This window comes from Streptococcus sp. CF7_Ac1-12 (assembly GCF_024295905.1).
Lineage (GTDB): Bacteria > Bacillota > Bacilli > Lactobacillales > Streptococcaceae > Streptococcus > Streptococcus mitis_AP.
This window is the reverse complement of sequence record NZ_JANCPG010000012.1, coordinates 53103-66284: the sequence shown is the minus strand read 5'-3', so window position 1 is coordinate 66284 and position 13182 is coordinate 53103. Positions and strand designations below refer to the sequence as shown.

The 13182-nt window shown below is 41.0% G+C and carries 10 protein-coding genes; all 10 read right to left on the bottom strand.

Annotation, left to right across the window (positions count from 1 at the left end; genetic code table 11):
* On the bottom strand, positions 1 to 484 hold a 484-nt coding region (locus tag NMM17_RS07065; protein ID WP_254754140.1), incomplete at its 3' end, for a GNAT family N-acetyltransferase.
* A complete protein-coding gene (locus tag NMM17_RS07060; RefSeq protein ID WP_254754139.1) occupies positions 481 to 942 on the bottom strand; it encodes a GNAT family N-acetyltransferase in 462 nt (153 codons plus the stop codon). The genes NMM17_RS07065 and NMM17_RS07060, both read right to left, overlap by 4 nt.
* Positions 943 to 951: 9 nt before the next feature.
* The gene (gene murC, locus NMM17_RS07055; RefSeq protein WP_254754138.1) at positions 952 to 2286 is read right to left on the bottom strand and encodes a UDP-N-acetylmuramate--L-alanine ligase; all 1335 of its coding nucleotides are present in this window, start codon (positions 2284 to 2286) and stop codon (positions 952 to 954) included.
* A 10-nt stretch (positions 2287 to 2296) separates the two neighbouring features.
* Entirely contained in the window at positions 2297 to 2914 is a 618-nt protein-coding gene (locus NMM17_RS07050; protein ID WP_001206456.1) for a hypothetical protein, read from the bottom strand.
* A 47-nt stretch (positions 2915 to 2961) separates the two neighbouring features.
* Positions 2962 to 6060, bottom strand: coding sequence for a DEAD/DEAH box helicase (locus NMM17_RS07045; RefSeq protein WP_254754137.1), 3099 nt, complete (start codon positions 6058 to 6060; stop codon positions 2962 to 2964).
* Positions 6061 to 6152: 92 nt separating this feature from the next.
* Positions 6153 to 7319, bottom strand: coding sequence for a MalY/PatB family protein (locus NMM17_RS07040; protein ID WP_000521353.1), 1167 nt, complete (start codon positions 7317 to 7319; stop codon positions 6153 to 6155).
* A 7-nt stretch (positions 7320 to 7326) separates the two neighbouring features.
* Positions 7327 to 8421 (bottom strand): cystathionine gamma-synthase, encoded by a 1095-nt coding sequence (locus NMM17_RS07035; RefSeq protein ID WP_254754136.1) that lies wholly within the window; start codon positions 8419 to 8421, stop codon positions 7327 to 7329.
* A 154-nt stretch (positions 8422 to 8575) separates the two neighbouring features.
* Positions 8576 to 9031: a hypothetical protein gene (locus tag NMM17_RS07030; protein WP_254754135.1), complete on the bottom strand. Its 456-nt coding sequence runs from the start codon at positions 9029 to 9031 to the stop codon at positions 8576 to 8578.
* A 316-nt stretch (positions 9032 to 9347) separates the two neighbouring features.
* Entirely contained in the window at positions 9348 to 11306 is a 1959-nt protein-coding gene (locus NMM17_RS07025) for a peptide ABC transporter substrate-binding protein (RefSeq protein ID WP_045612049.1), read from the bottom strand.
* A gap of 202 nt (positions 11307 to 11508) precedes the next feature.
* Positions 11509 to 13134, bottom strand: a complete 1626-nt coding sequence (locus NMM17_RS07020) for a polysaccharide biosynthesis protein (RefSeq protein ID WP_254754134.1) — start codon at positions 13132 to 13134, stop codon at positions 11509 to 11511.
* Between the last annotated feature and the right edge of the window lie 48 nt (positions 13135 to 13182).

Here is a 13182-nt window from a genome sequence, read left to right as displayed (position 1 = left end):
CGTCCCAGATCATATCATACCATGTTTCTCCTGCAAAGGTTGATTGAGACTGGCCTTCATTGACAAATCCATGCTTTTCGTAGTAGGCGATGAGATAGTCATGACAGGTTAGGTTAATACCTTCTCTTTCGTGTTCAAGAGCCAACTCTTTCAAGGCTGTTAGTAATTTCTGACCAAGCCCAAGGCCCTGTGCCTCCTTGGCAATAGAAAGACAGGTCACAGAGATATAACCACCCGGCTCATGACTATAATCTTCTATCTCTTCTGTAAAAGACTGATCCTGCAGATGGCGGTGTGGTCCAACTGGCCCTTCTATATACCCCATGATTCTGCCCTCTTTTTCTGCAACCAGAAAAGAGGTCTGAATTACTCGCAAATGCGCCTCAAAAACAGAGCGAGGAATGGCTTCTTCAAGTGAGAAATTTTCTAGTTCAATCTCAACGATACGATCTAAATCTTCTAATCTTGCTTTCCTAATTTTCATTGTGCCTCCAGATAAAAGGGATTAAACCAAATCATACTATAACCCTGGCTAGCTACATAAAGGGAAGTTTCTTCATCAATAAAACCGTTCATTTCAAAATAGGATAGCAACTCATCAGGACTCTTCAAACGAATAGCTTTGTAATCCAGCTCAACCGCCACCTTTTTCAAGGCAGCAAGAAGAAGCGTGCTCAAGCCCTGTCTCTGATGGTCAGCCTCGATGACTAAAGAATGTACTTCTAGACATTGCGGATTGTGGGACTGAGGGCCACCTAGAACATAGCCCACAATCTGATTTTCATCCCTAGCTAGAAGAAAGGTATCCGCAGACTTACGGATACTTTCTTCTAAAATATGGGAAGTCATCTGCTTGACAGCTGGAAAAGACGAGGCCTGAAGAGCCTCTATCTCAGCCAAATCAGACTTACTTGCCTGAATGATCTTAATTGGAATTTCCATGTGAATAGCCTATTGAACATTGCTTGTCAAATTAGACAAGAGACGTTCAAATGAATATTCATAGGTTTGGATGTCCCCTGCTCCCATAAAGACATAAACAGCATTGTCATGGTCTAGAAGTGGAGAAACATTTTCAACAGTGATAACTTGGTGTTTCTTGTTGATTTTATTAGCTAGGTCTTCTACCTTAACCTCGCCGTGGTCTACTTCACGAGCAGAGCCATAAATTTGCGCTAGATAAACAGCATCCGCTTGATTCAAAGCGTGGGCAAAGTCGTCCAACAAGGCAATAGTTCTAGTAAAGGTATGCGGTTGGAAGATTGCTACGATCTCTTTGCTTGGATATTTTTGACGAGCCGCATCCAAGGTCGCAATGATTTCTGTTGGATGGTGGGCAAAGTCATCGATAATCACTGTGTCATTGACAATTTTCTCAGTGAAACGACGCTTAACACCGGCAAATGTTTTCAAGTGTTCACGCACCAAGTTCAAATCAAATCCTGCTGTGTAAAGAAGACCAATAACGGCTGTCGCATTCATGATATTGTGACGACCAAAGGTTGGAATGTGGAATTGACCCAACTCTTGTCCACGGAAATGAACTGTGAAGGTTGAACCAGTTGTTGAACGAAGAAGATCGCTAGCTACAAAGTCATTACCTTCTGCTTCAAAACCATAATAATAGATTGGTGCATCAGACGTAATCTTACGCAATTCAGCATCTTCTCCATAGATAAACAAACCTTTGGTAATTTGTTTAGCATAGTCGTTAAAGGCATTGAAAACATCCTCTAGACTTGTGAAATAGTCTGGATGGTCAAAGTCAATGTTGGTGATAATAGAGTATTCTGGATGGTAAGGCATGAAGTGGCGCTCATATTCGTCAGATTCAAAGACAAAATATTTGGCATTGGCTGAACCACGACCGGTCCCGTCTCCAATCAAGAAACTAGTGTCCGTGATGTGCGACAAAACATGAGACAACATACCTGTCGTTGACGTTTTTCCATGCGCTCCAGCTACTCCCATGCTGACAAAGTCGCGCATAAAGCTACCTAGGAACTCATGGTAACGTTTGTAGCTGATACCATTTTGGTCCGCATAGGCAATTTCAACGTTGTTGTCTGGACGAAAGGCATTCCCAGCGATAATTTCCATATCACCGTCTAGATTCTTTTCATCAAAAGGAAGAATGGTAATTCCTGCCTGCTCAAGACCACGTTGAGTAAAGTAGTACTTTTCAACATCTGAACCCTGTACCTTATGCCCCATTTGGTGCAACATCAAGGCCAAGGCACTCATCCCTGATCCCTTAATTCCGATAAAATGATATGTCTTTGACATGTTTTCTCCCCTATTCCGTAATTCTTGTCAGATTCAACTCTTGGGCAACCTGACGTTCTTGTTCTTTTTGTTGATTCTTTTTATTGTAGATTTGGCTCTTCTTCAGAAAATCATAGTTGTTTTTCTTTGGGCATGAAGTTTCTTTTGACTCAGCTTGAGTCGAAATATTGTTCACTTCTTCCGCCAAGATGTAATGAGACTGGGTCAATTTTTGGCTATATTTGACAAATTCACCAGGATTTTCCTTTTGGAAAGGCGCGGTAGGTTGATTGTCCTGTCTAACCAGACTTGGCTGAGAATGGCGTCTTGTAGGAGTAATATCCTTAGTCAGATAACTTGCTGAGCGTTTCTTTTTCAAGTCCGCACGCGCTTCTTCACGCGCCACCTCCGCATAGCTCTTTCCTTCTTTTTTAACTCCTAAACCAGCCTTCTTAGGTTTCTCTACTGGCTTTTCAATGGGTTTGACTGGTTTTTCTTCAGTAATAGGGGCCCACTCCAGATAATTCTTATCACGGTATTCTCCCTTGATATTACTGATAAAGTCAGATTCATCATAGAGGTCCATAACCGGCATCTCAGTCAGCATGACCTCATCATCTGAGACCAATGGAAATCGTTCTTCTCTCATTTTCTATTTCCTTTCAACACTTCATTATAGCGTATTGTCTTGATTTTTCAAGTGCTGGCTTCAGAAATTCCCAAAATTTCTCTAATTTCTGCTAGGGTCAGACTGCCACGTGACTCTGTGCCGTCCAATACTTGTGACACCAGATGTTTCTTCTGTTCTTGAAGTTCCTGAATTTTTTCTTCAATGGTTCCCTTGGTCACCAAGCGATAGACCTCAACCGTTTCTTCCTGACCCATCCGATGGGCACGGCCAATGGCTTGCGCTTCCACCGCAGGATTCCACCAAAGGTCAACCAAAATCACTGTATCAGCACCGGTCAGGTTCAGACCAACACCACCTGCCTTAAGGGAAATCAGAAAGGCATCTCTCTCCCCTTGGTTAAATGCCTTAGTCATGTCTTGTCTATCCTTGGCTGGTGTTGACCCTGTAATTTTAAAGGAAGTCAAGCCCAAGTCTGGTAGTTCTTGTTCAATTTTCTCCAACATTCCCTTGAACTGCGAGAAAATCAAGACACGGTGTCCACCGTCTGCCACCTGTACCAGCAGATCTCGTAGACTATCCAGTTTACCACTGGCACCCTGATAATCCTCCATAAAGAGGGCAGGGGTGTCACAGATTTGACGCAAGCGCATCAGACCAGACAAGATTTCCACTCGACTTCGTTGGAATTCCTGGTCTGACACTTGAGCCAGTCGTTCCCGCATCTGTTGTAACTGGGCTAGATAGATAGCCTTTTGCTGGTCTTCCAGTTCATTCTTATAAACGACTTCTATCAAATCTGGCAATTCAGTCAGAACTTCTTCTTTCTTGCGTCGCATAACGAAAGGCTTGATAAACTGAGCTACTCGCTCAGCTGGCAATTTCATAAATTCTTTCTTGCTTGGCAAGAGTCCTGGCATAACAATTTGGAAAATAGACCACAACTCACCCAGATGATTTTCAATAGGAGTTCCTGACAAGGCAAAGACCGACGGTACTACAAACTGTCTCAAGGTCTGGGAAATCTTGGTCTGGGCATTTTTCATAACCTGAGCTTCATCTAAGAAAAGGAAATCAAAAGCCATCCCCTGATAAAGCTCACTGTCCTGACGGAAGGTGGCATAGCTCGTCACATAGATTTGATGGCTTTCAGCAAGAATCTCTTCACGACTTGCTTTCAAACCATGAACAACAGCTACATCCAACTGTGGGGCAAATTTCTGAAACTCATCTGCCCAGTTGTAAATCAAACCTGACGGAGCTAAAATCAAAACCCGACTTTCTTTTGTCACCTGACTGGTCAAAAAAGCAATGGTCTGAAGGGTTTTACCAAGTCCCATATCATCAGCCAAAATCCCACCAAAACCATAATGGTGGAGCATTTGCAGCCAGCCGATTCCCTTTTCCTGATAATCTCGTAAATCAGCCTGAACCTGAGTTGCTTGTCGTGGGAAGTCCTCTGGATGCGTTAAATCCTGGGCCAAATTCTGGAATTCTTGTGAAAAAGAAACACGGTCACGCCCTTCAAAAAGATGAGCTAAACTATAGGCCAAGGATTTTCGAGCCTGCAAGGTCCCATCTTTTAATTCAAACTGTCCTAGTTCCTGTAGATTTTGGCGAATTTTCTTGGTTTCGTCATCGAAAAAGTAGACTTGATTGGAGGAATCAATGTAAAAATCTTGGTTGGCAACCAAGGCCTGCATGGCTTGGTCAATTTCCTCTTGGGCAATATCTTGAAAATCAAACTGGATTTCCAAGAGACCTCCCTTAGAAGCAATCTGCACTTGAGGACTCGCTAGGCTATAAAGTTCTTCTAGCTTGTCTGATAGGTCAACATGCCCGAGTTTTTCAAATATTGGAATGATTTCATGGAAGAAATGATAGACAGATTCCGCTTTTAAGGCCTGACGCCAAGATTGAAAATCTGCTTCAAAGCCCGCAGCCAGACAAACTTGGAAAATTTTTTCTTCTAAGTTAGCATCACTCGAAAATGGTAACTCTTCCAGCTCTTGTCGACTAGATACTTGCTTATCTCCATAATCAAACTGAATTTCTAAACGAATCCGATTGTCTTCTTCACTGTCAAAGTAAAAAGAGGGTGCAAAGGATTTGATTTGTAGACGTTCTGGAGCTGAAACGGTACCCATCTGGCTAAAAAGAGTTAGACAAGAAGCCAATTTATCGCGGTCACTGCTATCAAATTGCAGGTATTTCTTTCCGTGTTGATCCACAGGCAGCGTTTTGATTTCTTTGAGAAGACGCACCTGCTGATCTGTTAGAAAATAAACCTGTCCTTTATGGAAAAGCACAGCTCCCTGATAAAAGACATTGACCCTAGGACTCTCACTGATTTCCATTTCAAAATAGTCAGAGTATTCTGTTACTGTAAAGGCAAATAGATTGGCATCCGCATTCATATCCTGAAAGAGCAGTGTTTGGTAGCTATCCACTTGATGGTCAAATTGAAAATGGGGCAGAGTCATCAGTAAATTCACACCCTGCTCAAAAAAGGTCAGAGGGAAAAAAAGGTGTCGGCCTTGATTTTGGAAAAAGAGGTCTGGAGTCAGTCCTTCCTCCACTAGTCCCCGCAAGAAAGTAAGAAGCTCTTGACTTGCCTCATCAAAGTCTTCCAAAGACAGAGACTCCTCATAAGTTTTACCAATCATATAAGGTTTTCTCTGCTCGACAACCCTTAAAAAGAGTGGAATGTCCCGAATGACATAGTATTTTTGGCTATTGATTTGCCCGATTCTAAGGGTCCACAAGATATGATTGGTTCCTGCTTCCACTTGCCCCACAGCCGATAATTCATAGGCACGTTCTGCTTTTGGAGGCAAGATTCGGTCCAAAAATTTGCCACCCAAGGTTACCTTGGTTTCAACGGCCTCTTTTTCTTCATGACCTTCTTCCAGACTTTGCAAGATTTCCTGACCACGCTCATCATTTTTCAGAAAATGCTCCAGCGCTGCCAAATGCACACAGTAGCCCCTCTTTTGGAAAAAATCGCAGGCACAAAAAACCAAATCATCCTCTAAACTATAGCGCAGTTCTTCTTCTGCAACGCGAGCGTAGAGCCGATTGTTCTTTTCCTTGATGATGTCAACCTTACCAGTTTCATAAAGGGCAACGCCTTCGATACGGACTTTTCCCGGAATCAATTTAGCCATATTTTTACCTTTACCTTATCTTTTTATTATACCATATTTTCCCCTATGAAAATAGCCTTCTAGGGATACTTTTCTCCTAGAAGGCTGGATTTTTAACGTTTGGCAAAAGTCGTCACAATCCGCTGACAAACTTCTTGCAGCAGGGATTTAGGCATGGCTACATTGAGACGGGCATGGAGACTCCCTTCCTCTCCAAAATCCAAACCACGGTTGAGGATAACCTTAGCTTCATTTCTCAACAGCTCTTGCAATTTTTCATCAGTCAGGTCATAGGCTGAAAAATCAAGCCAAATCAAGTAGGTTCCTTGCGGTTTCATGACCTTGATTTTAGTCTCTTTTCCAAATAGTTCCACCACATAATTGATGTGGTCTTCAAAGACTTGCTTGAGTTCCTCTAACCAATCCTTCCCATAGCGATAAGCAGCTTCTGTCGCCAAATAGCCCAAGCCTGAAATTTCATGCTGATTATTGGCCAACTGGCGTTTCTGGTATGCCACTCGTAACTTAGGATTTTCAATAACTGCATATGAATTTTTTGTTCCAGCTATGTTAAAGGTTTTAGTGGCACTAGTCAAGACGATAGCAAATTCTTTAAAGTCAGGATTGATGGTATTGAAGGAATGATGCTTGTGACCAAAGAGGGCCAAATCTTGGTGAATCTCATCTGAAACCAACAAAACACCATGTTTTTGGCAGAGTTGACCAATCTTCTCCAACACTTCCTTTTCCCAAACACGTCCACCAGGATTATGAGGATTGCAGAGAATATAGAGTTTGACCTCCTCTTCCACCAAATCCTTTTCAAGTTGATCAAAATCAATCTCAAACAGACCATCCTTTTCCACCAATGAATTGGTAATCAATCTGCGATTGTTCAACTTGACACTGCGAGCAAAAGGTGGATAGACAGGCGTGTTAATCAGAACCGCCTCGCCTTCTTTTGTGAAGGCTTGAATAGCTATCGAAATTGCTGGCACAACCCCCTCAATAAAGACAAGGGCTTCTTTGTCAAAGTGGTAACCGTGTTGTGTAACCTCCCACTTTTGAACTTCCTTAATTAAATCATCACTGGCATAAGTATAGCCATAAACCAGTTGGTCTGCGTAAGTCTGAACAGCTTGGCGGATTTCAGGCAAGACTACAAAGTCCATATCCGCTATCCAAGCTGGTAGGACTTCGCTATCCGTTTCTGCTTCTTTCCATTTATAGGTATGGTGCCCTAAACGATTGGGCAGGCTTGTAAAATCATATTTTCCCATCTTTGTCTTATCCTTCCAAGGCTTGGCGCAAATCTGCAATCAAATCTCTAGCATCCTCAATCCCAATCGACAAACGCAAGAGGTCATCTGTCAAACCATAAGAATGGCGGACTTCTGCTGGAATATCAGCGTGAGTTTGCGTCGTTGGATAAGTAATGAGACTTTCTACCCCACCCAAACTTTCCGCAAAAGAGAAGACCTTGAGACTGTTCAAGATATGTGGAATGCGTGTTTCATCGGCTATTTTAAAGGAAATCATACCTCCACGACCAGTATAGAGAACTTCCTTGACTGCTGGAGAATCCTTCAAAAAGGCAACCACTTCTTGGGCGTTAGCTGTTGAGCGCTCCATACGAAGAGACAAGGTCTTGAGACCACGAATCAATTGATAGCTGTCAAACGGTGACAAGACTGCCCCTGTCGTATTGAGATTGTAGAAGAGTTTTTCGTATAGTTCTAAACTATTGGTCACAACCACTCCAGCCAAGACATCATTGTGGCCTGCTAGATACTTGGTTGCTGAATGAAGAACGATATCTGCTCCATCTTCAATCGGACGTTGGTAGATAGGGCTGTAGAAGGTATTGTCCACCACCACTTTGGCACCCTTAGCATGAGCCAATTTTGCTAGTTTTTCGATATCAAATTCCAACATCAAGGGATTGGTTGGCGTTTCGATATAGAGAACATCCACGTCCTTCTCCAACTCGGCAATCAACTCTTCTTCTGTATTGGCATAGTTAAAATGGAAACGACCTTCTTGCTCCACTTGGTTGAACCAGCGGAAAGAACCACCATAAAGGTCACGGACAGCCAAGATCTTACTTCCTACTGGAAAGACGCTAAAGGCCAGTACAATAGCTGACATACCTGAGCTAGTAGCTAGAGCATAGTCTGCTGACTCAATAGCCGCCAAGACTTCTTCTGCCTTAGTGCGAGTTGGGTTTTTGGTACGCGTATAGTCAAATCCAGTAGATTTACCAAACTCTGGATGCTGATAGGTCGTTGAAAAATGAAGCGGTGTCACCAAAGCTCCTGTCGCTTCATCTGATTTAATACCCGCCTGGGCCAAAATTGTGTTGATGTGTAATTCCTTGCTCATACAATACCTCCAAATCTATAGTAACTATTGTACCACTTATTTTCATCAACTCATTTTCTTCTTTTCAAGAGCTAGTTATAGTTTCAAACTATAGACTTATCGAGTAAAGCTAAAAAGAATCCAGAAAATATTCCAGATCCTTTTGTGACGATGATTACTTGGACTGAAAGAAATCGTGTTGGGCTAAATAGTCATAATGGTCTTTGTTAAATTGGTATTTGCTCACATGCTGACCAATCTGACCGACATCCACAGAAAAAATATAGTCTTCATTTTGATAGTGCCAGTTCAGCCTAACTGTATTCAAGACTGGCTTATAAGTAAAATCTTTGACTTGATTCCAAGGCATCTCTTCGACGTGATTAGAATGATTTTCTGTTACATCACTGATGTCCATCAAGTAGATTCCCTTAGGTGTGAATGCCAGAATCTTAGGCTTCACACTCGACTGAACATAGTAAGTCCCTCCTATAATGAAGAAATCAATAAAGGATTTCAACCATGTCTTTTTCTTAAAAGCCATCAGAAAATTCTTTTGCCCTTCAATGTGGCAAATTGAGAGAAATGATTCAATCTGTTTTTCTGTTGCAAACTCCATAATAGCACCCATGATCTTACCTCCATAACGATTAGTAAATAGACAGATAAGAACTCTTCACATAAAAGAAGAACTTATCATTTGTTACATTTTATCTTACTTTTCCAGTAGACAGCATCCCTCCTATAAAATCATCCTAGCATGTGCATACTTCAGTTAACACTGGAAGAGGATTTAAAAAATAGCTTCTCACACCTTTTATTATATTCATTATATCATAAATCTAATAAACAATTTAAAAAATGTAAGCACTTTTCTTCCAAATTCGCCATCATTCTATAAAAAAACGACAGTTTCCTTCGAAACCATCGTTTTTCTTGAAAAATCCTTATTTGACATGTTTTGCCAATTCTTCTTGAGCTTTTTTATTAGATTCTTCTTTTTCTTTCAACCATTTTTCTTTGGCTTTTTCATATTCGTCTTTTGTAACTGTCTTATCTTGTAATTTGAGGTATTTATAGGATTCAACCCCTTTATTACCAGCCAATGAATATGGTGTTGAGAAAGGAACGATTTTTCTCAATGTTGGTGTTCCGCCTAGTGAAACATTTGAAATTGCTAGAGAGCTATCTACTAACCAAGCTTGGGCATCAGCATATTTCTCATAACGTTTAGCTGGATCTTGCTCCTTATTAGCTTCTTCCAACATTTGAGTATAGACATCCAACCCAACAGCCTTGGCCTTGTCATTAACTTCACCTGGCTCTAAACCAAGGTTTTGCAACATACCTCCGCTGTTGACACTAAAGATATCGAGGTAAGTTGAAGGATCTTGATAGTCTGGAGTCCAACCACCATTGTAAAGATCATAATCCTTCTGAGCTGCAGTTTGAGCAAGATAACCTGAACTATCATAGTCCTCTGTAGAAAGTTGATGAACATCAATCACAACATTATCTGCACCTAAGACAGATTCTATTGATTGCTTCATGGAATTAATCCCTTGAATTTCAGCCTTATTAGCCAAATCTATAGTTTTATCTAAGTGTATAGGGAATTGGACTCCTTTGGCTTGGAGTTCTTTCTTAGCTTCAGCAAATTTAGCTTTAGCTTTTTCTGGATTGTAGTATGGATCTTGGGCATCTGCAAAGTTGATTCCTTGCCATTCCTTACCATAGTTGACCATTTTAGACGCAACTACTTCACCAAAGTCTTTTCCATTGATACTTACGAAGTTTGGAGGAACAACTAGGTTACGCAAAATCTTAGTTGCCCCCTCTTCTCCTTGAGATTGGGCCCCATAGGCCGTACGGTCATAGGCAAAATTAATGGCTTGACGGAAGTTCTTGTTAAGAACCGCTTCTTGAGTCGATTTCTTTTCAGCATCACTTGTCTTGGAAGTGAATTTATAAGATTTTCTATCTAAATTGAAGTTTAAGAAGTAAGAAGTAGCATCTTGCATGCTATAGATGATATTGTCCTTATTCTTTTCTTTAATCCCTTCAAAGCTTGAACTGTTTGGATAGAGACGAGCATAGCTATAAACACCTTCGGTAAAATTACGTGCTAACGCATCTTGGTCACTACCATCAAAATAAGTCAATTTCACATCATCTACAAAGACATTTTTAGCATCCCAGTAGTTAGGATTTTTCTTGTATTCGATGACCGATTTTGAAACAAAGGATTTCATCAAGAAAGGTCCATTGTACAAAATGCTAGATGGATCTACCTTCCCAAAATCATCCCCTTTTGATTTCAAGAAATCCGCATTGACTGGGAAGAGAATAGTTGAGGTTGTTTTTGAGTTCCAGTAAGGTTCTGGTCGTGCCAAGGTATATTGAACGGTTTGGTCATCAAGAGCCTTGACTCCGACAGTTGAAAAGTCGCTTGTTTTACCAGTGATATAGTCATCTAAACCTGCAACGGATTCTTGCACTAAGTACAAGGCTTCTGATTTTTTATCAGCCGCATATTTCAAACCAGTGACAAAATCTTGGGCAGTTACAGGAGCATATTCATCTCCATCTGCAGTATACCATTTAGCATCTTTCCGCAGTTTGTAGGTATAGGTCAAACCGTCCTTAGAAACACTCCAATCCTCAGCCAAGGATGGGACATAGTTCCCATATTGGTCATTTTCCATGAGACCATCTACCAGGTTGGTCACAATATCAGTAGTTGTTGAACGGTTTTCTGCTAGATAGTTCAAACTAGATGGATCACTTGAATAAACATAATTGTATGTTTTTGACCCTGTGCTAGAATTTCCACAGGCACTTAACAAAATACCTGCACTTAACACGACACCTGCAAGCGTTGCATACTTGGCCTTAGACTTTTTCATTTCCAGAACCTCCTGATTTAAATATTTGTCTTATTATACATTACAGGTTTTATTTAGTCAATAGTTTTTTAAGTAAAATTTAAGAAAAATTAAATTACTATCTACAAATTATAAAAAATATAATACAAATTAATAAAAAAGAGAATAATTCAAGCATTTCATGATAGAAATGTTCAAATTATCCCTTTTATTTATAAAAAAATTATTGAGAAATTCTTAATTTTGCTCGTAAGCGATTAGCTTGGGCTTGTCCAATCACCTTATCCAATAAACGGGTACGAAGACTCAAGAATCCGTAAACTCCTCCCCCCATGGCACCGACAAGAGCTACATATAGGAAACTCCACAAACGTCCACTTGGTTGGAAGACAAATCCTAAAATCCACTGCAATGTCCCAACTACAAGAAACATGAAAAGAGTTAACAAACTGATTAAAATGGTTCGTTTCAAAATCACCTTGCGCTTAACACCAGTTACCTTGCAAATGTCCCGATACATCAAAACATTAGGAATAATAAGGCCGATGGTTGTGGAAATCAAAGGTCCATAACTGTGAAAGAGAGCAATGGTTGGCAGTTGTAAGACCAGCTTGGCAATGGAACCATAGATAAAATAGAGAACGGCCTTGCGGTTGCGGAACATGGCTTGAAGCATTGGAGACAAAACCATGTACAAGCCTAAAATAGTAGACTGCAAAACTGCAAAGACAAACAATCCCATAGCCAAACTATCTGGCTTGCCATAGAAGACAGTATAGAGAGGTTCTCCTACCATGACTACTCCAACCGTTGCTGGTAGCAAGAATAGGAAAAGCATAGTGATGCTGTCCTGAACTAGACGAGAAGCTGCCTTCAAGTCCCCCTTAACATAGTTTTCAGTCAAAAGTGGCAAACCGACACTCCCAATCGAAACTCCAACCGAAATCAAAATCATAGTGATTTTATTAGGATTGGCAGAGAAATAAGAAAACATGACAATTAAGTCTTCATTACTATAGTTTGTAAACCACTTCATGCTATTGATAAAGGTATTTTGGTCCAAGATTTGGAAAAGCTGGATAGCAGACCCTGTCAAGATAAAAGGAATGGCTTCCTTAATGGTGTCGACCAAAAGACGCTTGCTGTTTATCTTATCTCCTGTTTCAAGGACTCTTTTAAGTAATCCTTCTTTGGCAAGGAAATAGATCAAAACTGCAAAACTAGCTACCATGCCGACAAAGGCAGCAAAGGTGGATTGGGTAACCGCTGCCAGATAGTCTCCCGAACCAAGCTTCATAATGATAAAGGTAGCTAAGAGCATCCAGATAACACGAATGACCTGCTCAGCGATTTGGCTCATGGCATAAGGTTTCAGGTTATTCATCCCTTGGAAGAAACCTCGAATCACACTCATCGATGGGAAAATCAAGACCGCCCAAGCCAAGCTCTGCATGATTGGGATTAAGTCTTTGCCCACGCCAGATAAGTCTGCTAGCCAAGGAGCAAAGACATACAAGATTAAAGCAAAAACCAAACCTAGTCCTATCATAAAGCCCAAAAAGCTCCGAATCAGGGCAAAGCTATGCTCTTCTTCTCGCATGGTATTATACTTGGCCACTTGCTTAGCCACTGCAACTGGAATCCCTGCTGTTGAAACCAGCAAGAACCAGGCATAGATATTGTAGCCCATGGTAAAGAGACCATTTGCTGTAGCCGCATAAGACCCCATCCAGATATACCAAGGGATGATATAAATGGCACCGAGTAGACGACTGATAAAGTTACTAGCCGTTAGCCAAGCAGTCCCCCGTAACATCTGGGCCTGCTGGTGATTGTTTTCGTTAGACATAGATTCCTCATTTAATTTTAATAACTAGGAAAAATTCCTCATCTTCCA

What these genes read in the sequence shown, in the direction of transcription:
- NMM17_RS07060 (WP_254754139.1), bottom strand. Translation starts at nt 942, where the DNA reads ATGGAAATTCCAATTAAGATCATTCAGGCAAGTAAGTCTGATTTGGCT.
- murC (WP_254754138.1), bottom strand. Translation starts at nt 2,286, where the DNA reads ATGTCAAAGACATATCATTTTATCGGAATTAAGGGATCAGGGATGAGT.
- NMM17_RS07050 (WP_001206456.1), bottom strand. Translation starts at nt 2,914, where the DNA reads ATGAGAGAAGAACGATTTCCATTGGTCTCAGATGATGAGGTCATGCTG.
- NMM17_RS07045 (WP_254754137.1), bottom strand. Translation starts at nt 6,060, where the DNA reads ATGGCTAAATTGATTCCGGGAAAAGTCCGTATCGAAGGCGTTGCCCTT.
- NMM17_RS07040 (WP_000521353.1), bottom strand. Translation starts at nt 7,319, where the DNA reads ATGGGAAAATATGATTTTACAAGCCTGCCCAATCGTTTAGGGCACCAT.
- NMM17_RS07035 (WP_254754136.1), bottom strand. Translation starts at nt 8,421, where the DNA reads ATGAGCAAGGAATTACACATCAACACAATTTTGGCCCAGGCGGGTATT.
- NMM17_RS07030 (WP_254754135.1), bottom strand. Translation starts at nt 9,031, where the DNA reads ATGGGTGCTATTATGGAGTTTGCAACAGAAAAACAGATTGAATCATTT.
- NMM17_RS07025 (WP_045612049.1), bottom strand. Translation starts at nt 11,306, where the DNA reads ATGAAAAAGTCTAAGGCCAAGTATGCAACGCTTGCAGGTGTCGTGTTA.
- NMM17_RS07020 (WP_254754134.1), bottom strand. Translation starts at nt 13,134, where the DNA reads ATGTCTAACGAAAACAATCACCAGCAGGCCCAGATGTTACGGGGGACT.